The organism is Psychrobacter proteolyticus (assembly GCF_039762275.1).
GTDB lineage: Bacteria > Pseudomonadota > Gammaproteobacteria > Pseudomonadales > Moraxellaceae > Psychrobacter > Psychrobacter proteolyticus_C.
Genome location: NZ_JBDLOB010000008.1, coordinates 61,229 through 82,264 on the forward strand (window position 1 = coordinate 61,229; position 21,036 = coordinate 82,264).

General features: G+C 42.8%; 17 protein-coding genes. 7 read left to right on the plus strand and 10 right to left on the minus strand.

Translation table 11 applies throughout. The features are described from left to right. The first annotated feature begins 105 nt into the window (after nucleotides 1-105). The 4 genes from ABFV72_RS11485 to ABFV72_RS11500 all read left to right on the plus strand — a co-directional run bounded on the left by ABFV72_RS11485 (nucleotide 106) and on the right by ABFV72_RS11500 (nucleotide 7,020). Nucleotides 106-1,383: a PQQ-dependent sugar dehydrogenase gene (locus ABFV72_RS11485; RefSeq protein ID WP_347163800.1), complete on the plus strand. Its 1,278-nt coding sequence runs from the start codon at nucleotides 106-108 to the stop codon at nucleotides 1,381-1,383. Between the two features lie 200 nt (nucleotides 1,384-1,583). Beyond that, nucleotides 1,584-3,227 carry a BCCT family transporter gene (locus ABFV72_RS11490; protein WP_191113839.1) on the plus strand — a complete coding sequence of 548 codons (1,644 nt, stop codon included), beginning with the start codon at nucleotides 1,584-1,586 and terminating at the stop codon, nucleotides 3,225-3,227. A gap of 244 nt (nucleotides 3,228-3,471) precedes the next feature. Beyond that, entirely contained in the window at nucleotides 3,472-5,124 is a 1,653-nt protein-coding gene (locus ABFV72_RS11495; RefSeq protein WP_347163802.1) for a BCCT family transporter, read from the plus strand. Nucleotides 5,125-5,367: 243 nt separating this feature from the next. Beyond that, nucleotides 5,368-7,020, plus strand: a complete 1,653-nt coding sequence (locus ABFV72_RS11500; protein WP_057760694.1) for a BCCT family transporter — start codon at nucleotides 5,368-5,370, stop codon at nucleotides 7,018-7,020. A gap of 128 nt (nucleotides 7,021-7,148) precedes the next feature. Here the strand turns inward: ABFV72_RS11500 and ABFV72_RS11505 are convergent, their stop codons facing one another. The 8 genes from ABFV72_RS11505 to dnaQ form a co-directional block, all read right to left on the minus strand. Beyond that, nucleotides 7,149-7,400: a hypothetical protein gene (locus ABFV72_RS11505; RefSeq protein WP_347163804.1), complete on the minus strand. Its 252-nt coding sequence runs from the start codon at nucleotides 7,398-7,400 to the stop codon at nucleotides 7,149-7,151. Nucleotides 7,401-7,741: 341 nt separating this feature from the next. Then, nucleotides 7,742-8,098, minus strand: a complete 357-nt coding sequence (locus tag ABFV72_RS11510) for a DUF3144 domain-containing protein (protein WP_102078350.1) — start codon at nucleotides 8,096-8,098, stop codon at nucleotides 7,742-7,744. Between the two features lie 76 nt (nucleotides 8,099-8,174). Continuing rightward, complete coding sequence (gene metK, locus ABFV72_RS11515) at nucleotides 8,175-9,341, minus strand: methionine adenosyltransferase (protein WP_057760687.1); 1,167 nt, start codon at nucleotides 9,339-9,341, stop codon at nucleotides 8,175-8,177. 491 nt (nucleotides 9,342-9,832) lie between these two features. Further along, nucleotides 9,833-10,528, minus strand: a complete 696-nt coding sequence (gene nth, locus ABFV72_RS11520) for an endonuclease III (protein ID WP_347163805.1) — start codon at nucleotides 10,526-10,528, stop codon at nucleotides 9,833-9,835. A 120-nt stretch (nucleotides 10,529-10,648) separates the two neighbouring features. Then, nucleotides 10,649-11,494 carry an RnfABCDGE type electron transport complex subunit B gene (locus tag ABFV72_RS11525; RefSeq protein WP_347163807.1) on the minus strand — a complete coding sequence of 282 codons (846 nt, stop codon included), beginning with the start codon at nucleotides 11,492-11,494 and terminating at the stop codon, nucleotides 10,649-10,651. Between the two features lie 257 nt (nucleotides 11,495-11,751). Next, complete coding sequence (gene nudC, locus ABFV72_RS11530; protein ID WP_347163808.1) at nucleotides 11,752-12,696, minus strand: NAD(+) diphosphatase; 945 nt, start codon at nucleotides 12,694-12,696, stop codon at nucleotides 11,752-11,754. A 267-nt stretch (nucleotides 12,697-12,963) separates the two neighbouring features. Further along, the gene (locus ABFV72_RS11535; protein WP_347163809.1) at nucleotides 12,964-14,646 is read right to left on the minus strand and encodes a hypothetical protein; all 1,683 of its coding nucleotides are present in this window, start codon (nucleotides 14,644-14,646) and stop codon (nucleotides 12,964-12,966) included. A 147-nt stretch (nucleotides 14,647-14,793) separates the two neighbouring features. Continuing rightward, the gene (dnaQ, locus tag ABFV72_RS11540; protein ID WP_347163810.1) at nucleotides 14,794-16,440 is read right to left on the minus strand and encodes a DNA polymerase III subunit epsilon; all 1,647 of its coding nucleotides are present in this window, start codon (nucleotides 16,438-16,440) and stop codon (nucleotides 14,794-14,796) included. 350 nt (nucleotides 16,441-16,790) lie between these two features. On the opposite strand from dnaQ, the gene ABFV72_RS11545 reads away from it, so the two are divergent. Both ABFV72_RS11545 and ABFV72_RS11550 read left to right on the plus strand, forming a co-directional pair. Further along, on the plus strand, nucleotides 16,791-17,336 hold the full coding sequence (locus tag ABFV72_RS11545) for a hypothetical protein (protein WP_347163812.1): 546 nt from the start codon (nucleotides 16,791-16,793) through the stop codon (nucleotides 17,334-17,336). 116 nt (nucleotides 17,337-17,452) lie between these two features. Further along, nucleotides 17,453-17,758, plus strand: coding sequence for a hypothetical protein (locus tag ABFV72_RS11550; RefSeq protein WP_347163813.1), 306 nt, complete (start codon nucleotides 17,453-17,455; stop codon nucleotides 17,756-17,758). Nucleotides 17,759-17,880: 122 nt separating this feature from the next. Here ABFV72_RS11550 and ABFV72_RS11555 read toward each other — a convergent pair whose 3' ends face one another. Next, nucleotides 17,881-18,360 (minus strand): YkvA family protein, encoded by a 480-nt coding sequence (locus ABFV72_RS11555; RefSeq protein WP_179799277.1) that lies wholly within the window; start codon nucleotides 18,358-18,360, stop codon nucleotides 17,881-17,883. Between the two features lie 203 nt (nucleotides 18,361-18,563). Here ABFV72_RS11555 and ABFV72_RS11560 point away from each other — a divergent pair, with 203 nt between their 5' ends. Next, nucleotides 18,564-19,841, plus strand: a complete 1,278-nt coding sequence (locus ABFV72_RS11560) for an LD-carboxypeptidase (protein WP_347163815.1) — start codon at nucleotides 18,564-18,566, stop codon at nucleotides 19,839-19,841. A 19-nt stretch (nucleotides 19,842-19,860) separates the two neighbouring features. Here the strand turns inward: ABFV72_RS11560 and ABFV72_RS11565 are convergent, their stop codons facing one another. Then, complete coding sequence (locus ABFV72_RS11565) at nucleotides 19,861-20,883, minus strand: GlxA family transcriptional regulator (protein ID WP_114700239.1); 1,023 nt, start codon at nucleotides 20,881-20,883, stop codon at nucleotides 19,861-19,863. Nucleotides 20,884-21,036 lie beyond the last annotated feature (153 nt).

The following is a 21,036-nucleotide window of genomic DNA, read 5'->3' on the forward strand; positions in this document are numbered from 1 at the left end:
GTTACTGTTCTTTTACCATTTCAATATCTCTTAAGTCTCAGGACTATGCTATAACTAAATCAAAGACTAATAGTATAAGTATCAATTGAATGGAGAAACAGAACGATGACAGCTCATATTGAACGTATAAATATACCTTTAACTTCGCCACTAATCATTGCAGCATTGCTGTTTAGCACCGCCGCGTGCTCCAATCCTTCAGCAGTAAGTACTAGTAATAATAAAAGTACCGCAACAGAGTCTAAAAAAGTTTCCACTTCAGATAGCGATGCTCAAACCGCCACACAAACTACCACACAAACAGAGACTAGCAAGCCTGACTTTACCACCAAAGTAATCGCTACCTTTGATGAGCCTTGGGCTATGACAGCGTTACCCATTGCAGATAACGAAGCGCCAAAATTGTTAGTAACACAAAAAACAGGTGAGCTATTTATCGTAGATACCGCGACGGGTAATAAGACTAAAGTCGAAGGCATTCCTACAGTCGCTTACGGTGGTCAAGGTGGCTTGGGGGATATCATTGTGGCTCCAGATTTTGCGACGTCCAATACCGTCTATCTCAGCTACGCGGAAGCAGGAACAGGAAGTGATAGTAATAAATTTGGCGCTAAAGTTATCAAAGCGACACTTTCAGGACTAGAGACAGCCACACCTACGTTGCAAGATATCACGCCTATCTGGCAACAGTCTCCGAAAGTTACAGGGCAGGGACATTATAGTCATCGTTTGCTGTTTTCGCCTGATGGACGCTATCTATATATCAGCTCAGGCGAGCGTCAAGACAAAGACCCAGCACAAGACATGAATGGCAATCTGGGTAAGATAATACGGTTGAGTCCTGATGGTAACACCCCGACAGACAATCCGTTTACTGACAATGAGTTGGCCAAACAGTTTTGGACCATCGGACATCGCAATGTGCTTGGTATGGCATTTGACGATAGCGGACAGCTGTGGGCGCATGAGATGGGACCAAAAGGTGGCGATGAATTTAATATTATTGAGAAGGGTAACAATTATGGCTGGCCAGTGGTATCCAATGGCCGTAATTATTCAGGTTTAGATATTCCTGACCATGACACAAAGCCAGAGTTTACGGCACCAAAAATTACTTGGACACCTGTCATATCACCATCTGCTATGAGCATCTATGTGGCTGGTACTCATAATGACTTTCCTAGCTGGCAAGGCAATGCGCTTATCAGTGGCCTATCGTCTAAAGCGCTTATCGTAGTGGGCATAAACGACGACAATACCGCCGCTGAGCGTTATCGCTATGACATGGGAGAGCGTGTCCGCAGTGTGCTAGCAGTAGACGGGCAAGTGTGGACACTTGAAGACGGTAATGATGCACAATTACTTAGATTATTGCCCAAATAACATCGAAACAATATTAAAAAAACATCGAAACAGCATCGAATTAAGGACGTATTTACCTGCCTGTATATTTAATTATTTTAATAAAACTATCAAAGTCTTTTAGAGTAAATTAATAGTTTTATCAAGTTTTATTTTGTAATAGATTGATAGTTAAGACCTATTTTGTTAAGGTAACGTTCCTTGAAATTTGAGACTTGCACATGGAAGAAGTAAAAGTAGGCAGATTAGGACCTTTTCCGCGGGTAAGTAAACCTGTGTTTATTACATCGTCACTGCTGATTGTTGGCTTTATTATTTTCGGTGCGTTTTTCACCGAAACAGCAGGGGCTGTTTTTAGTTTTTTACAAAATTTTATTACCGATAAGTTTGGTTGGCTATTCATTATTCTGGTCAATACCGCGCTTGCGCTTTGTATATACTTGGCAATGAGTCGCTATGGTGACATTCGACTAGGTAACCAAACAGAGCGACCGCAGTACAATCTGTTTTCTTGGATTGGCATGCTATTTTCTGCAGGTATTGGTATTGGTCTGGTTTATTGGGGTACAGCAGAGCCGCTGTATCACTTTATGGCACCACCAATGGGCGATGCCGAGACAGTAGAAGCCGCCAAGCAAGCAATGAATATCTCATTTATGCATTGGGGTCTACATGCTTGGGCGATTTATACGATTGTAGCGCTATCTTTAGCGTATTTTCATTTCCGTCGCGGCCTGCCATTATCGATTCGATCTACTTTGTATCCTTTACTTGGTAAAAAGATCTATGGTCGTTGGGGGCACACGGTCGATATTTTGGCTGTGTTTGGTACGATGTTTGGTGTGGTTACCTCGCTTGGACTTGGGGTTATGCAGATCAACTCTGGACTCGAAAAGCTGTTTGGTACGCCTAACAGTCTTACCGTACAGTTTGGCTTGATCGCTTTCATCACAGCGCTAGCGGCAGCTTCAGTCTTGATGGGTTTGGATAAAGGTATTAAGCGTTTAAGTGATATCAATATTGGTTTCACTATCGTCTTATTAGCGTTTATGGTCATCTTAGGACCAACGCTGTTTATCTTTGATAGTTTTATCGAAAACATCGGCAACTATCTGACTGTGATTGTACCTCTAGGTACATGGGGTGAGTCTTATAGCGGGACAGATTGGCAAAGTAGTTGGACGATATTTTATTGGGCATGGTGGGTTAGTTGGGCACCATTCGTTGGTATCTTTATCGCTCGTATCTCTCGTGGCCGTACGATTCGTGAGTTTACGCTTGGTGTACTACTGATTCCAATGCTGATTTTGTTCTTCTGGTTTACCACCTTTGGCGGCGTTGCTGTTCATATGGAGCTTGCTTCTGCTGTGTCAGGTGTTAGCCCAGGATTGGTTGAAGCAGTACAAGCGGATTCTGGTAGTGCCATCTTTAAGTTGGTTGAGTACTATCCATTGGCAAAACCGATTACGCTACTGATTGTCGTCATGATTATGCTATGGTTTGTGACCTCGTCAGATTCTGCTAGCTTTGTCATCGATATGTTGACTGCTGGTGGCGATACCAACCCACCTAAAATCCAGCGCTTATTTTGGGCAACGACAGAAGGTGTTATCGCTGCTATCTTGCTAGCGGCTGGTGGATTGAGCGCGTTACAAGCAGCCGCTATCGTAGCAGGACTACCGTTTGCTTTGGTTGTCTTTGTCATGATGTATGCGCTACTGCGTGGTTTGAGTCGCGATCGTCTGATTCTATACAGAGCGCAGCAAGGCTTTATTACAGATGAATCAGCAGACCATAACTCAGCGAATGAGTTCGTTGACGAGCATCTGTTAAAAGGGCCACCTAAGATTGTTAAAGGTGACTAAGAAGTAGATAGCATCAAGACAGCTACTTAAGCTTTTGATAAGAGAAGCCCCAATTTATTTTTAAATTGGGGCTTCTTTATTGGGTGAAGATATTTAAATTTATTCAGAACAAATTCAGTTTGTCGAAATATTATTGCTGCAATGTTACTACGATTTCTATACATTCGGCAGTATTTACATGATGTTATATTTAGTGATTCGTTCATACCTTAGTATGATTACGCACTTTTTTGGGGATATACCTATGGATCATGTAAAAGTTGGCAGGTTAGGCCCTTTCCCGCGGGTAAGTAAACCTGTTTTTTTAACTTCAGCATTACTGATTATTACATTTATTGTTCTTGGTGTTTTTTTTACTGAATCTGCCGGTACGTTGTTCAGTTTTTTACAAGGCTTTATTACCGATAAATTTGGTTGGTTTTTCATTATTCTCGTTAATGTGGCCTTAGGACTTTGTGTTTATTTGTCTATGAGCCGTTATGGCGATATTCGCCTTGGTGCTCAAACTGAGACACCACAGTACAGTCTATTCTCGTGGATTGGTATGCTGTTCTCTGCTGGTATTGGTATTGGACTTGTCTACTGGGGTACAGCAGAGCCCTTATATCACTTTATGGCACCGCCACTCGGTGAAAAGGAAACGATAGAAGCCGCCAAGCAGGCGATGAATATTACCTTTTTACATTGGGGCTTACATGCTTGGGCATTGTACGCGATTGTAGCGCTATCTTTAGCCTATTTCCATTTTCGCCGTGGCTTACCACTATCGATTCGCTCAACCCTTTATCCTATATTGGGTAAAAAGATATATGGCTCGTGGGGTCATGCCGTTGATATCTTAGCTGTATTCGGTACGATGTTTGGTGTGGTGACGTCACTCGGTCTTGGCGTTATGCAAATTAACTCAGGGCTTGAGAAATTATTTGGTATTCCTAATAACCTCACAATACAAATCGCTCTGATTGCCTTTGTTACTGCTTTAGCCGCCTGTTCTGTCATGATGGGCTTGGATAAGGGTATCAAGCGTCTAAGCGATGTGAACATTGGTCTAACGGCTATTTTGCTTGGTTTTATGGTCGTCTTAGGGCCGACGCTTTTCATTTTTGATAGCTTCCTAGAAAATATCGGCAACTATCTTTCAGTGGTTGTGCCATTAGGTCTGTGGGGTGAGTCTTATGAAGGTGAGGCAAACTGGCAGTCAGCATGGACGATATTTTATTGGGCATGGTGGGTAAGTTGGGCACCATTTGTCGGCGTGTTTATTGCTCGTATCAGCCGTGGTCGTACGATTAGAGAGTTTGTACTTGGTGTATTGCTTATCCCTATGACCATATTGTTCTTTTGGTTTTCAACTTTCGGCGGCGTTGCTATTCATATGGAGTTGCTCGCTGCTATTGATCCGGCGTTGGTTAGTCCTGGACTGGTCGAGGCGGTACAAACAGATTTTGGTAGTGCGATTTTTAAATTGGTTGAGTACTATCCGTTGGCGCAACCCATCACATTTATGATTGTGATTATGATTGTATTGTGGTTTGTGACCTCATCAGATTCAGCAAGTTTTGTCATTGATATGCTGACCGCAGGTGGTGATACCAATCCGCCAAAGATCCAACGTTTATTTTGGGCAAGCACCGAAGGCGTCATTGCTGCTGTTTTGTTGGCTGCTGGTGGATTGAGCGCGTTACAAGCAGCCGCTATCGTAGCAGGATTGCCATTTGCCGTGGTTATATTTGCCATGATGTATGCGCTACTGCGTGGTTTGAGTCGCGATCGACTAATACTATATAGAGCGCAGCAGCACTATATTACTGAAGAGTCAGCAGATCACAACTCGGCAGATGAATTTGCTGATGAGCATCTACTAAAAGGGCCACCTAAGATTGTAAAAGGTGACTAAAAAGTAGGTAAAAGTAAGACTGCTATTTAAGCTTTTGATAGAAGAAGCCCTGATTTATTTTTAAATTGGGGCTTCTTTATTGGGTGAAAATACTTAAATTTATTCAGGACAAATTCGTATTGTTGAAAATTATTACCGAAATGTTACTACTATTTCTATACATTCGGTAGTATTTACAAGGTGTTATATTTGATAATTCGTTCATACCTTGGTATGGTTACGCACTTTTTTGGGGATATACCTATGGATCATGTAAAAGTTGGCCGATTAGGCCCTTTTCCGCGGGTAAGTAAACCTGTATTTTTGACTTCAGCAATCTTGATACTGGCGTTCATTATTTTTGGCGCTTTATTTAACGAACAAGCAGAAGTAGTATTTAACCAAGCAAAAGCATTTGTCTCTTTACGTTTCGGCTGGTTTTTTATTGTCGTGGTCAATTTAACATTGGTCATGAGTATTTATATGATATTTAGCCGCTACGGCGATATCAGACTCGGTCATCAGAATGAAAGGCCAGAGTACAATATGGTTTCTTGGATTGGTATGCTGTTTTCAGCAGGTATCGGTATCGGGCTGCTTTATTGGGGCACCGCTGAGCCGCTGTATCATTTCATGGCACCACCATTAGGCGAGGCGGAGACAGTCGCCGCTGCCAAACAAGCGATGAATATCTCGTTCCTACATTATGGTCTACATGTATGGGCGCTATATGGCATGGTTGCGCTATCGCTCGCATATTTTCATTATCGAGTAGGTTTACCACTGGCTATCCGTTCGACCCTTTATCCAATATTGGGTAAAAAGATCTACGGTGGTTGGGGACATACGGTAGATACGCTCGCCGTATTTGGTACGATGTTTGGGGTAGTGACCACGTTAGGTCTTGGCGTCTTGCAGATTAACTCGGGCCTTGAGACGTTATTTGGTATACCCAATAATATTACGGTGCAGATTATTTTGATTGGCCTTATCACCATGCTAGCAGGGCTATCTCTGTTTATGGGATTGGATAAAGGCATCAAGCGTCTAAGTGATACCAATATATTGTTCACTGTGATATTGCTAAGTTTTGTGATTATCTTTGGGCCTACGCAGTTTATTTTTAACAGCTTTGTAGAAAACATCGGCAACTATTTGCATCAAATCGTGCCATTAGGTTTGTGGACAGAGTCTTATAGAGGCGAAGAAAATTGGCAAGCCTCTTGGACGATTTTCTATTGGGCATGGTGGATTAGTTGGTCACCATTCGTTGGGGTATTCGTTGCCCGTATCTCTCGTGGTCGTACTATCCGTGAGTTCATCTTAGGGGTGCTATTAATTCCTATCACGATATTGTTCTTATGGTTTACTGCTTTTGGTGGTTCTGCGGTAAATATGGAGCTGGTGGCAGCAGCAGACCCTAACATAGTTAGTCCAGGTCTGATCGAGGCGGTCAAAGCCGATACAGGTAGTGCTATCTTTAAATTGATGGAGTCTTATCCATTAACGGGTGCGGTCAACTTGCTCATCGTGGTGATGATTGTCCTATGGTTTGTTACCTCATCAGATTCAGCCAGTTTTGTCATCGATATGCTGACATCAGGTGGTGATACCAATCCACCAAAGATTCAGCGCTTATTTTGGGCTGGTTCTGAAGGCGTTATCGCCGCTGTATTATTGGCAGCAGGTGGTTTGAGTGCGTTACAAGCGGCATCGATTGTCTCAGGATTTCCTTTTGCTATTGTGATCGTCGTGATGATGTATTCTCTACTGCGCGGTCTCAGTCGAGATCGCTTGATACTGTATCGTAATCAGCAATGGTTCACCACAGAAGAGTCAGCAGAGCATAACTCAGCTAATGAATTCCGTGATGAAGAGTTGCTAAAAGGCCCACCAGCACTTGAGAAAGATGCTTAAGCTTTAAAGTGTATTTTCTAGCTACAAAAATACCCAGCTTGTCATAAGCTGGGTATTTTTATGTATGTTCAATATTTTTAATAGGAATTCTTTTAATACAGCAGCTTTCGATATAACAGCTTTATAGATTAGCTGCATTCGCCTTTTGTATAACCGATAGCTTCAGGAATATTACAGGCCGAACAGGCATTACTAGCCGTTCGGTAGCTAACAACTGATCCAACTTTCGTTTTTACACAGACGGGTTCATATTGTGCCGTACAGATATTGTTGGCAGGGTTAGCGGGTGGACATTGAGTAAGAGCAGCACCTTCAAATTGCTGGCTGATATCAGGACTGGATGGGGTAGGTGTTTGACCAGACATGCCTACATCAGACATAGAGCTACAGCCCGTTAAAGCTAGAACTAATATCAATATAAGTGACGATGGTTTGAACGAAGATTGATTAATTGTGGAAAATCGACGAGTAGATATAGTTTGTTTCATAAGAAATGTCCTTATTCATAATATTCGATAGCATCCTGTTATCGCTGATGGATTTGCCTACTGATGACAAACGCTTAAGCATTTATGGTAGCTCATTTGTCAGTAGCTATCCACTTAAGCATCATACAAAAAACCCCAAGCTCAATTAAGCTTGGGGTTTTGTTTTCTGCCATCAAATATTGATACTACGACAGTATGTCTAAATGAGAGACATTTAGACTGACGACATTCGCTTATTCAGCTGGTTTGTCATCTTGATTTAGCTGCACGTACTTGTCAAAGTTTTGAGCATAATCCGTTAAGTTATCGCTCAGCATTTGGCGATACTGTTTGACATAAAACTCGACGATATCGTCTTTTTCTTTGGCGAAATCATCGCCTTTGACGAAACCGATAGAGGCAACTGACGCGCTATAGCGTGCTGCCGCATACAATAAAGAAGCACCTACTTGACCTGAATGTGCTTCAGGGCCTAGCTGGCTGTTGGCGATACCGATGATAGCATCAGCACGTTGATAGAATGCCTGCATTTCAGGGGTGATTTCGATGTTAGCATCAGCATTTTGGTCTTGAATATTGTCTTGAGACATAAGCAACTCCTAATAATAAGTGTCAGTAGTTTTTAGTATATAAAAATGGTTTGTAAACGTTTTAAAGTAGTGACTCTTATAAACCAGCGTCTGCTTTTAAGATATCAGCTTTGTCTGTTTTTTCCCACGTAAAGGCAGTCTCTGAACCTGGACGACCAAAGTGTCCAAAGGTAGCAGTCTGCTGATACATTGGTTGTAGTAAATTCAACATACGGGTAATGCCGTAAGGACGTAGGTCAAAGTGAGTACGAATCAAGCGAATGATCTCATCGTTACTGATTTTGCTAGTACCAAAGGTATTGACAGAAATAGAAGTAGGTTCAGCGACACCAATCGCATAGCTGACCTGTACTTCACAGCGCTCAGCTAATCCTGCTGCTACGATGTTTTTGGCCACATAACGTACCGCATAAGCAGCACTGCGATCGACTTTTGAAGGATCTTTACCACTGAACGCACCGCCACCATGACGTGCCATGCCGCCGTAAGTATCAACAATAATTTTACGACCAGTCAAACCAGCATCACCGACAGGACCGCCAATCACAAATTTGCCAGTTGGGTTGATATGATAGCGTGTGCCAGCGTGCAATAAGTCAGCTGGGAGCACTTGCTTGATGATAGATTCCATCACGGCTTCTTGTAGGTCTGACTGCGAGATGCTTGGATCATGCTGTGTTGATAATACAACAGCATCGATGGCGACAGGGCGATTGCCGTCATACTTCAAGGTCACCTGCGCTTTGGCATCTGGACGCAACCATGGTAGCTCGCCAGCACGGCGCAGCTCCGACTGACGCTCCATCAAACGATGAGCATATTCGATAGGCGCTGGCATAAGTACTTCGGTCTCATTACTGGCATAACCAAACATTAAGCCTTGGTCGCCTGCACCTTGCTCTTCAGGGTCGCTACGATCGACGCCTTGCGCAATTTCAGGAGATTGCTTACCTAGCATGTTGATGACTGCACAAGTCTCGCCATCAAAGCCTAGGTCTGAATGGTGATAGCCGATGCCATTTACGGTGTCACGAACCAGACGCTCTAAATCGATATTTGCCGTTGTAGTGATTTCACCTGCAAGTATGACTGCGCCTGTTTTTACTAAGGTTTCGCATGCCACACGTGCGTGCAGATCTTCACGTAAGATAGCGTCAAGGATAGCGTCTGATATTTGGTCAGCCATTTTGTCAGGATGGCCTTCGCTCACAGATTCTGAGGTAAATAAGTTGTATTCACGCATAATGGGATCGCTTAATTGAATCAATAAGGGTAGGAAAAGCAGCACATCTAGGTGCTGCTCTAATTAATTTTGACCACGCATTTACGCGGCAGATAATCGGTATTTCTTAATTTAAAATCGGTTTTGACTAAAATCTTTGCTAATAAATATGACCAAAGGGTGAGCGGACTATCATTCAATCAATATATATAAAATGATACTGCCTCGCTCTAATATGGTCTTGGCGGTAATGAGTTGAGTCAGTACTTGCCCTAATAGACAACGCTAATGTGCAGATTGCCTTATCAGAAGCAGGGTAATAGCCAAAATCTCTTAACGCAAAATAGGGTTATTCTACCTTGAAACGTTATAAAACTCTAGTGAGCAACACTTGCTCTACTATAAGAAATGCTCAACAAGCAGTTCACTGCAATCAAAGGTGGTTACTGGATAGCAGTTTAGCTAGCTGAGCGATTAGCAAGCAGTAGCGTCTGCTTTAAATGAACAATACGTTACAACTCTAAAAATGTAGCTTTATCTTTGAACATACATTCTTCATAGACGGGACAAGCGCCGCATTTGGGTGTACGAGCCTGACAGGTATAGCGGCCGTGTAAGATAAGATAATGATGGGCGTCTACGATGAAATCTTCTGGAATTCGCTCGACCAGCTTTTTTTCGACGATAAGTACGGTTTTACCAGTGGCAAGCCCGGTACGATTACCCACACGAAAGATATGCGTGTCAACGGCCATGGTCGGCTGGCCAAAAGCAGTATTTAATACAACGTTGGCAGTTTTACGGCCGACACCTGCCAGTGATTCTAAGTCTTTGCGGTTATCAGGAACGGTGCTATCAAATTTCTCAATCAAATCACGGCAGGTTTTGATGACGTTTTTTGCTTTGGTATTATATAAACCAATGTTTTTGATATAGGATTTTAGACCGTCTTCGCCTAGTGCCAGTATTGCTTCAGGCGTGTTAGCTATTGGGTACAATTGCTTGGTAGCAATATTGACACTGACATCAGTCGCTTGTGCGGACAAAATTACCGCGATAAGTAACTCAAAATTACTGTCATAATTGAGTTCGGTGACAGGTTCATCAATAGTCGCTGCCAGCTTTTCAAAGAAGGGACGCACGTCACGATTGGGCATTCGTCTAGAGGGCGGCGTGTCAGCTGTTTTATGTTTGACCGTTTTACTCATGGCATTTTGACTATTATTTTGATGAATGGTGGTGCCAAATTATATGCTAGCGCTAGCATTCATGTTAATGATTAAAATGTTAATTTATTAACGCATTAATTGCGTAAGCTGCTATTACTGTTATAGCGCTACTTGCAATGACTCAAGCTCGGCTTGTAAGGATTCGAGTTCTGCTTGTTTCTTATCGTTTGCACGAACACTCAGTTGCTTTTCCAGTTTTTTGATTTTGGTACGGAGCTTGGCAGCTGCAATGGTGTTTTTCGCTTGCGATTCACTGATGTTTAGAGACTGGCTTGCTGCATTATTGAGCTTAGCCTCTACCATACTAACGACAGGTCTACTATTGCTCGTATCGGCAAGCTGTTCTGTGACACGTTTCAAATGGGTATGGTAGCGTTGTCTCAAATCCTCTTGCTCTGCTATTCGCTCAGGCTCAAATATTTCTCGCTCAATCGCAACTAAGTCAATGCAATCAACAGGGCAGGGCGCGATACAGAGCTCGCAGCCCGTGCACAAATCTGTAAAAATCGTATGCATATGCTTACCAGTACCAACGATAGCATCGACTGGGCAAGCAGGGATGCATTTGGTGCAGCCGATACAGTCATCTTCACGGATAACCGCACGAACCTCGGTCGGACGTTCAGAGGTGGCATCTATTGGCCACTGTGAAGGCACTGCCGTTAGCGTAGTGTCAAGAGTATCTATATCGAGAGTCTGAGCAATCGCATTGGTGACAGGCTGACCACCAGGCACACATTTGTTATACGGCTCGCCATCTAATACAATCGCAGCGGCATATGGCAGGCAACCATCTGGATGCTCACATAGTCCGCATTGCGTCTGTGGCAAACAAGCATCCACACGTGCAATTTTTGCTTGTATGTCAGCGGGCAAGGTATCAATGTGTAATGCATCGAATAAGATAGGTAGATTAACTAAGCGTATATTGGTGCTACTTTGCATTTAATTAAGGACCTTAATACCAGTCGTTAGAATTGGTATTAGTATAAATAGAGATAAAAGGTTGAGAAAGCGGTCTTTGTAAAACAGTATTTATAAGAGCATTTGCTCATGTTAGCGTGTTACTGCTCATTTTGGCGTGTTACTTACTAAAAATGAAGTTCGAAGTAAAACGCTTATAACAGGAGCAGCGATTTTAAAGAGATGAGATTGAAAATACAATACTATAGCGAAATGTGGTGTTTATAGATAAGTGCTGATTATAAATCTACATTTTGTTCTTTAGCCACTTGGTCAATCAAATCGCGAGCGATACTACCCTTTGGTGGAATTCTAGGTAGGTTTGAGAGATCGAAGAAATCAGCATGTGCTAACTCATCTTCTTGCAAGATAATATCGCCACTGGCATACGAGGCGCGAAAACCAAGCATCAAGTTAGAGGGGAATGGCCATGGCTGACTACTGACATAGCGGATATCTGATACGCTGATATTGACCTCTTCTGCGACTTCACGTACTACGGCATGCTCCAGACTCTCTCCAACTTCTACAAACCCTGCGATCAAACCATACATTGGCGGCAGGTTCTGCTGTCCATGACGATGATGGTGAGCCAATAAGATTTGCATCTCATCCGTCACTGGATTTGGCCGAGTAATAGCAGTAATAACGCACGGTTGTACGCGAGGATACTGGCGCAATCGACATGCTGGACAAACCATGGCACGCTCGCCTTGGTCAGCATGTACGGTAGGGCTAGCACAGCGACTACAAAACTGCGTATCTGTTTGCCAGCTTAATAGTTGTATTGCCTGGCTAATCTGATCTGACAAGGCGACTGGCAAATGAGTCATCAGTTTTCGATAAGGAACAAAAGTGTTACCACTACTTTCAACAATAATTGGTAGCGTCACGTTATGAGCAACTGCATAGTCATAAGTCATGGCGCTCGTCGCTTGAGCGGTAAAGCTATGATCCATATTGGCATCAACCGTACCCTCTGCATGGTTGCCAGCGCTATTGTTGTCATCTGATAACCAATGATGTGGTGCTAGGCTCTCGTGCAGCGTGACATGACCAACCTGATAAGCTTGCTCGCTTAAGTCATTACTCTCGGGCGATAGCTGAACTTGTAAAGGCCACCAACCATCTGGCATTTGACGGCATAGGATACTGTCATCACTTAATACAAAAGCATGAGTCATATAAAATTCCAAACATTATAAAGTAAGTCCGCATCGAGGTAGACACAGACTATTTTAGAGTAAAATATCATCAATTCTATGTAAACCAGATACCCAGATATCCATATATATTGTCAGGTTGGTTCAGCCTAATGACTAGGCTAGTTTAACCTAATGAATATAGTGCTTTCACGTGCCTGACTTGTACCTACATTATCTTGAGTTATCTGTATTCAAATGAGATGTCATGGCTCAGAGATAATGACCATGACATGACAATAAGAAAAGTTAAGCAGCAAGTAGGTGGCTTAAGCTTTGTTGACCAACATCAAGTGCTTGCTTGCTAACAGGGCGATTATTCTCAAAACCATCTAAGTGATGATCGACCGCCATAATAACATCAGCGATGTAGGCTAACGTACTGTCTTCGATACGTCGTCCGCCTTCGATACGCTTTTCAATGTAGTTGGCTAGCTGACTCAGCATGCTGGCAGGTGTGGGCAGTTGTAGGAAACGTACTGCGCCTGCTACTTGACGCATCATCCCAGGGATATTTTGGATATTGAGCATATCGCGCTCAGGCTCCGCCAAATAATCATTGATGGCTTGCTCAGCACTAGCAATCGCAGTTCGGCTCTCTTGTATCAAGGTATCATTGGCTGTATTAAGCTGATGCAATGAGATATGCGGATTATTCAGTGGCAGATAGATTGCCCCTGGTGTATGCATCTCTGCCATAGCAATGGTTGCGTTCTCTGCATGCATTAGCGCTAGTAGCAAATGATCGAAATCTTCAGGAGAAGGCGCTTGCCAATGGCTCACAGCTTCTGCTGCTTCGCTAAGACTATTGGCTGCGTTGGACAGACCTAATAAACGTAATGCCGAACTCAGTTCGGCCAGCTCTTTAATAATCTGCGCTGTCTGCATATCAATAGGATTAATTGAATCGCCACGTGCATAACTATCGACGTGTTCTTTAATGTTATTGATCTGATGTTGAATAATTGTGTTTAACGTATCGGTAAGTTCGCGGTTAGGACCGAATAAAAAGCGCTTCATCTGTTCTAGCTGAGCACCTTCTAAATGGTTATTTGCATATTGTTCACGTAATTGCTGCGCTTGCTCGTTATTACGTTGACAGGCAAAGCTCACTAAATCTGCAAAGCGGGTATCCATGACTGGTAAATAGCTTTGAAATTGCTGCTCTAAATAGATAAGTGTGTGTTTTTGACTCAGGTTTAATGGTAATACTGCTGCGATATCAGTCACGGCGGCAGTCGCCGCTTGCCAAAATAAGCTATCAGTATTTGACGCGATTAATGCGCAGGCTGCACTCATAGCATCCAGCTTTTGCTGATCCGCAGAGTCAATGTTGCCATCTTGATTGAGTAATGCAATGCCAAGGCCACTACGATACGCGTTGGTCAGCAGCTCTGTATCTAGGTTAAGCGTGCTTAGAGATTCAAAGTTTTGTTCAGGATTGGCGATGATGACGCTACTGCTGCCAAATGCAGAAAAATAGTCTGCTGTAATAGGGGCTTTTTGACTATGTGCATTAAGCTTGTTAATGACAGGTATCAGTAGAGTAGGCTCTACCGATTCAGTCAAGAGGACAAACTCGACATAACGATCCAAGGTCATGATGGCTTCTGATAGATCCATGATCAAATCAGTATCGTTGTTATCACCATTGTCATAAAGTCTCTGTAGACCGCCAACAATGGCGTCATTCAATGCTTCTGCACCGACCAAAGAAATCAGTTTAAAAATACAAGACAGCTGCTTTAATACTTCGATAGAGTCTGACAACAAAGGTGCCTGACTACTATCATCATTGAACTCACCTAAATGAATTTCAGTATCTTTAAGCGTTGCTATAACCTCATCATGCAGTAAATGGAGTGATGGTAAGTTAAAATCAGTAACACTAAGCGTTGGGGCGGTTAGCTTCATTTGCGCAGACTGGTCCATAAGTATTTTTCCATAATGTACTGATGAGAATAGCAATATTATAAATTTGATTTAGAAAGTATTGGCTAGTGATGTTTTAACGCTTTCTATCATAATAATCAAGACTAAATTATACAAATGTCGGTTCAATAAAAATTCGAACGACAATTATATGCTAGCTTTTAGGGCAGGATAATCTTCTGCCAAAGCGGCATACCAGCTTTGGTCAGCAGTTTCATCCGCCGTTGATGCCAGCAATAAATTCGCTAAATTGGCGAAACTTGCATGAGCGGTTTGTCCGCCATCGGTATCTGTATCCTCTTCGATGGCAAGCGTGACCTGTCCACCAGTCATCGCCAAATAAACTTCGGCTAAAATCTCTGAGTCAAGTAATGCCCCGTGAAAAGTACGGTCTTGCTTACCAACATCTAGGCGACGAACGAGGGCATCTAGCGTGTTTTTTTGCCCAGGGTATTGCTGCTTGGCCATCGCCAGTGAATCGGTTACTTGCACTCGATTAGCAAAGTTATTCAGACCAACTTTTGCAAACTCCATATTTAAGAAGTTCATATCAAAAGTAGCGTTATGAGCGATAATCTCAGCGCCGTCCATAAAGTCATACAAAGACTGAGCCACTTGATCAAAGGTTGGCTTATCGGTCAAAAATGCTTCAGAGATACCATGAATACGAATGACTTCGTCATCCATGCCACGCTGCGGATTGATATAAACGTGCAGCTTTTCACCAGTAAACTTACGTCCGACCAGCTCCACAATACCGACCTCGATAATACGGTCGCCTTTTAGTGCATCAAGCCCTGTGGTTTCTGTATCCATGATAAGCTGACGATCTGCTTCATGGCGGTGTATCGGCTTTGGTAGTAGCGGCTTAAAATGTGGGTTAGCACGGCTAGTATCACCATCGAACTTAGGGGCGTCAGATTCTACACTTGGCAACATATCATTGTCGACGGTATCATCTAGGTGCGTTTGAATATCTGGCATAGCTTTGGTACTCGTCGGATTGTATGTATTGTCTTGATGGCTGTTAGATTCTACAGCAATGTCTTCGTTCATCTTAAGGGTGTTAGCTGTACTCTGACCATCTTCTCTTAGCGGCTCATTTTCTAAGAGCTCTTCATCAAACTCATCGTCCATCATATCTAGACCCAATGGATCAAAACTTAGCCAGTCAGCGCTAGACGATTTTTGCAAGGTATCAGTGTTGATGTCAGCATTAGGATTAATGTCATTCACTATTTGGTCTTTTTTTTTAGTCGTATCTGCTTCACTGACTATAGCTGAATGCCCGCTGTTTGATGTAACACCTAAGTTTGCCAGCTCATCTGCTTTTTCGTTACCAGCATGTCCAGCGTGACCCTTGACCCAATGCCAGCTAACATCACGCTGTTGGCAGAGCTTATCCAATTGTTGCCATAGGTCTTGATTGGCGACGGGCTTTTTACTGGCAGTTTTCCAGCCCTTTTTCTTCCAACCTTCAATCCATTCAGTGATGCCTTTTTTGACATAACTGGAGTCAGTCCAAATCTCAAGAGTATGCTCATGCGGGCTATGGGTCAGGGCTTGTATCGCACCCATTAGTTCCATACGGTTATTGGTGGTTTCTTTGTCGCCGCCGTATAAATCTTGCGTGCTGCCATCACTAAATATAAGATGTGCACCCCAGCCGCCAGCGCCAGGATTGCCTTTGCAAGCACCATCAGTATAGGCCACAGTGGTATTTTTTTTAGCAGCCAATGGATCAATCGCGTTGTCTTTATAAGTGTTTGGCATTGAATTACGGGTGTCTGACATAAAAGAGTATGGACCTGATAATTGGTAAGCATAGGGTAGTACTAGAGCATCTCGTTTACGTTATTCGAACGACGATGATGACGTTGTGAGTATAGCAAATCTATCATAAATATGGGCAGTCGTGACGCACAAAGTTAGAAAACCGTTACGGTAACTTATAACATAATAGTAACGTCTTGGTTTTCTGTTAAAATAGCGAAGCTCGCTGAAAGTCTCTGGTTTTTTAATGACAGAGCTGCCTTTGCTACAAAGATGCCCAAGCGCATTTTTTGTATCTGCTATTTGATGGTTTTTTGACAATAGTACACTTAATAAAAGTTTTTAATGCATGATTGCAGGATAACCCCATTATGTCCTTACGCTCGAATTTATTTAATAAGAGACTGACGTATTTGATGCTCAGTGTGACTGCCAGCAGCGCGATTTTTCTGAGCGCTTGTGATGATACTAGCCCTCAAGCAGATACCGAAGTTGCAGCAGATCTGTCTGTCTTTGAGGGTTGTTATACGGTGAGTCAAGATGAGCCTGCTCAGATAAAGATCAGTCAGCAAGATGACACTTGGGTGATGCAGATGAAAGAACCCGTCACTGCTAAGCGCGTTTGGGATACTCCAGAGCCGTTAGAAGTGATCGAGAATAGCGACATACCGCAGTTTTTCTCTATCGATCCAGATAATGTCGATGCGGTTATTGGTCGTCCTGATCGAGTGCTTGTACTGGCTCATGTCAAACCAGCTTACGCAAATATTGATCCGCTCTTAGACAGTGAGTACTTGTCGTATATCTACCGAGGTGCCAACACGATCTATCGCGTGGAGTGCGATGAGGTGAATACTGATATTTTAGCCAATCCACATGCCAATCTTGTTATCGATAATGTTGATGACAGTATTTAAATAGGCATTGATGATATTATTTAGATAAGTATCGACTATAAATATCATTGTTGGTCGATGATATTTGCATAGACAGTATTTTGTTATAAACAGTCATACCATTAGAGTTAAGCGATATGAATTTTTTCAGTTACGTGGTGTTAGGCGGATTCTCTTATGCAGCTGGTTGGGCGGTAAGGACATATGCATTAGACAAACAACCGACGCCTGAGCAGCCTTATAATCTAAAACACCCTGCGATTTTGGCATATTTGGGTGCATTTTTTATTATCATGTTGATCGTCTCTTGGCTGCTTGGTCGCTATGCACTTGGTCATGCTGCGATTGATTTACCTTTCATTATTGTCAACAGCCTCGTTGCGACCTTCGTCTACTCGTTTGGTCTTAATCCAGAAAAGGCTAATTATGAAGTGCCTGATTAAAATTTAACGACAGATGAATCATGAAAACTAAAAAGCCACGACCGAAAAGTTAATTCGCGGTCGTGGCTTTTTTAATACTGTGATTATGAATCACTTTTTTTAATCGCTGAAAGTATTAATATTTATGAGGCTTTCTTCAGGTTAGTACCAGTCTCGTCGCTATCTTTCTCATCACTACTAGTTTTATCGTTATCAGTCTTACTAGTGTCGTTGTTAGCTTCTAATTTATCCTTAGTAGCTGATTGTTCCTGCTTCCATTCTTTGTATTTTTGCAGATCTTTTCTAGCTTGCTTTAGACAGAACTTAAGTACTAGCGCATCATCGATATGGCCGATAAACGGAATAGAATCAGGAATGAGGTCAATTGGATTTAGCACATAGAGCGCACCAATAACGCCAGCTGAGATTGTCTTAAAAGGAATTTTACGGTAGTCACCTTTGTAATAATCTTTGACAAGACTCATAAATAGCATTAAATCATCACTAAATGGCTCAAGGTAGCCGCTGTCCTCTAACTTTTCTTTCAGCTTATCTTCTTTGCCCAGAAGGTATTCCAAATTAGAATCAAGTGACTTGTTTTTATCCGTTTTTTTATTAAACATAATTACTACCTTTTGTTTTTTGCGATGAATTTGTATTTACAGTAACAAATCTAATCGACCTATATTGTGTGTCTCAGTAGCGAAAAAGTAAATATCGGTAAAGATTAGGCAACCATCAGTGTCAGAAAAGCGTCTACAATATGCTGACACAAGGTCTAAAAACACAAGTCATAAAAATAAAAGCAATAAGGTAGCAGTAAGATATGGGGATTAAGCGTCAGGCATGGACAGATAATAAAAATAGTCATGCAACTGAAACAAACTCTGGGCTAAACCGTCGGCAGTTTCTACGTCAAATCGGTGTGAGCGCAGGCACAGCAGTATTAGCGAGCCAAGGTATTTCTCAAGCGCTTGCAGCCAGCCCTATCGAGTCTGGTCATAGTACGCAGCTGACCAAGGATGATCTACCAACTTCGCTGTTGAATGATAGCTCATCATCACAAACGTCACAGGAATCACTGACGCAGGCAGGTTGTATCACGCCTACGATTGAGACGCGACTTTTTGCTAGCTCTAACGTCGGCGGTAGTGATGAGCGTAATCAGTTGGCATTAGATCGCGTGGCTTGTGCTGGGTTTAAAGTGGAAAATCCTGCTATTACCAATCGTCAGTACTTACGCTTTGCAGGAACGGACTCACAGCGTGCTAGCGATTTTCAAAACCTTGCTACTGGGGCAATAGCTGCACCAAAGCTGCTGCTAGGTGTGCGCGGTGGTTACGGTGCCATGCGGATATTGCCTATGGTGGACTGGTCGACACTAGGACGGATTATGAAGGAGCGCGGCACGATACTCGCAGGCTTTAGCGATGTGACGGCTATCCAATGTGCGCTATTGGCAAAAGGGTCAATGAGCTCACTTGCCGCACCGATGCTCTATAGTGAGTTTGGTAAAACCGCGCCCGATAAAGTCAGCTGTCAGCAGTTTGTTGAAGTGTTAACCAATCCTAATCTAACTATCAGCATACAAGATGCTACCTTAACCAGTCAGCAGCTACCTGTCATACTGACAAAGGGTGAGCCGAAACCATTAACTGGTACGATTTGGGGTGGTAACCTAAGTGTCGTGTCAGCGCTGGCAGGTAGTGAGTATTTACCTCGTATCGATGGCGGTATTGTGTTTTTAGAAGATGTCGGTGAGCAGGCGTATCGTATTGAGCGCATGTTATATGACTTATATCTCGCAGGCATGTTTAAAGGTCAGCAAGCGATTGTATTTGGAGCAGTGTCTGGTACGGGCGAGGACAGCTATGACAAACGTTATGATGTCGCCACAGTCATTCGTCAGCTGCATGAACTAACAGGATTGCCGATATATAGTGGTATGCCTTTTGGTCATATCGGCAAAAAATACAGTTTTCCGCTGGGAGCGACTTGCCAGCTGAGTCCTAATGCAAATGGCGGCTATCAGTTGGCATTTACCGATTATCCAACCATCAAGGCTGATGCTATCCAAGTAGAAGGCTTGTGGCAGACTGCTTAAACGTTAATCACTGTCCTTTTTAAATAGCCAACCGTGAAAATTTATCTTGGTATTCTTTTGGTGTCAGTTCAGTCGCACGTTTAAATAGACGCGTGAATGAAGAGATATCATCATAGCCTACTTGATCGGCAAGCGACTTTATCGATACATCGCCCAACTCAAGTAAGCGTTTGGCTTGTTCAATTCTAACGGCCTGAATATACTCGATCGGTCGCATTGCCACGCAGGACTGGAAGCGCCTGTTTAAAGTGCGCGGGGTAATATTTACCATGGCAGCCAGACTGCTGACCTGCAAAGAATGTTGAAAGTTTTCTTCGATATATTCTTGTACTTGTTTAATTAAATGGTCGGAATGTGGCTTGTGCAGGGTCACATTGGTATAGCTATTTTGACTACCTCTTTTGCTATCGATAATTTGAGTTTTTGCTACCTGTGTAGAAATCTCACGTCCGCAGTAGCGCTCAATTAATAATAGCCCCAAATCATAAAAGGCGCTGCCGCCAGCTGCACAAAATATATTGCCCGACTGGTTTGTTGACTCGCTTCTTGAATGGGTCACAAACTGATTCTCTTGTAAGTCCACCAATGGAAAGTCTGCCTTAAACTTATTGGCATAGCCCCAGTGAGTTGTGGCTATCTTATGATCCAATAATCCTGCCTTTGCCAAAAAAAATGCTCCGCTACAGTTGCTTGCTATATCGGCTTTGGTATTTGCAAGCCGTACTAAATGTGGCAGCAGCTCACTGTTTTGCGTCAATACCTTATCAATAGAATCGCCAATAGTGGGCACGAGCAATAAGTCGCACTCTGTCACGTCTCGAATATCGCAATGGGCTTGCATGATTAATCGATTACTGCATCTAATATCGCCACCACCTAAGCTTGCAATCTGAACATTAAATCGTGGCTCTACAGACTCATTTGAAAAGCGCTGCCAGCTGACCCCCGTGAATGAAAATAAGTCCAATGCGCCAGATAGTACACTACCGAGCACACCATCGAAGCCAAGAATAATCATTTTAAAAGGTTTGAAATAGGGCATAAGTCACTCGTTTCCTTTGCTGTGCTGACCAAAATAGCCATTATTTGGTTGATTTTAACCAGTTAGATACTCTGTTTATGTCTTATTTGACCATAATTATGTCATAAATGACAATACGGACAGGTGTCAAATTAGACTAATATCAATTGATAA

Bases quoted from the DNA above. Each gene is read 5' to 3' on its own strand.
- ABFV72_RS11485 (WP_347163800.1), top strand. From the start codon at position 106: ATGACAGCTCATATTGAACGTATAAATATACCTTTAACTTCGCCACTA.
- ABFV72_RS11490 (WP_191113839.1), top strand. From the start codon at position 1,584: ATGGAAGAAGTAAAAGTAGGCAGATTAGGACCTTTTCCGCGGGTAAGT.
- ABFV72_RS11495 (WP_347163802.1), top strand. From the start codon at position 3,472: ATGGATCATGTAAAAGTTGGCAGGTTAGGCCCTTTCCCGCGGGTAAGT.
- ABFV72_RS11500 (WP_057760694.1), top strand. From the start codon at position 5,368: ATGGATCATGTAAAAGTTGGCCGATTAGGCCCTTTTCCGCGGGTAAGT.
- ABFV72_RS11505 (WP_347163804.1), bottom strand. From the start codon at position 7,400: ATGTCTGATGTAGGCATGTCTGGTCAAACACCTACCCCATCCAGTCCT.
- ABFV72_RS11510 (WP_102078350.1), bottom strand. From the start codon at position 8,098: ATGTCTCAAGACAATATTCAAGACCAAAATGCTGATGCTAACATCGAA.
- metK (WP_057760687.1), bottom strand. From the start codon at position 9,341: ATGCGTGAATACAACTTATTTACCTCAGAATCTGTGAGCGAAGGCCAT.
- nth (WP_347163805.1), bottom strand. From the start codon at position 10,528: ATGAGTAAAACGGTCAAACATAAAACAGCTGACACGCCGCCCTCTAGA.
- ABFV72_RS11525 (WP_347163807.1), bottom strand. From the start codon at position 11,494: ATGCAAAGTAGCACCAATATACGCTTAGTTAATCTACCTATCTTATTC.
- nudC (WP_347163808.1), bottom strand. From the start codon at position 12,696: ATGACTCATGCTTTTGTATTAAGTGATGACAGTATCCTATGCCGTCAA.
- ABFV72_RS11535 (WP_347163809.1), bottom strand. From the start codon at position 14,646: ATGGACCAGTCTGCGCAAATGAAGCTAACCGCCCCAACGCTTAGTGTT.
- dnaQ (WP_347163810.1), bottom strand. From the start codon at position 16,440: ATGTCAGACACCCGTAATTCAATGCCAAACACTTATAAAGACAACGCG.
- ABFV72_RS11545 (WP_347163812.1), top strand. From the start codon at position 16,791: ATGTCCTTACGCTCGAATTTATTTAATAAGAGACTGACGTATTTGATG.
- ABFV72_RS11550 (WP_347163813.1), top strand. From the start codon at position 17,453: ATGAATTTTTTCAGTTACGTGGTGTTAGGCGGATTCTCTTATGCAGCT.
- ABFV72_RS11555 (WP_179799277.1), bottom strand. From the start codon at position 18,360: ATGTTTAATAAAAAAACGGATAAAAACAAGTCACTTGATTCTAATTTG.
- ABFV72_RS11560 (WP_347163815.1), top strand. From the start codon at position 18,564: ATGGGGATTAAGCGTCAGGCATGGACAGATAATAAAAATAGTCATGCA.
- ABFV72_RS11565 (WP_114700239.1), bottom strand. From the start codon at position 20,883: ATGCCCTATTTCAAACCTTTTAAAATGATTATTCTTGGCTTCGATGGT.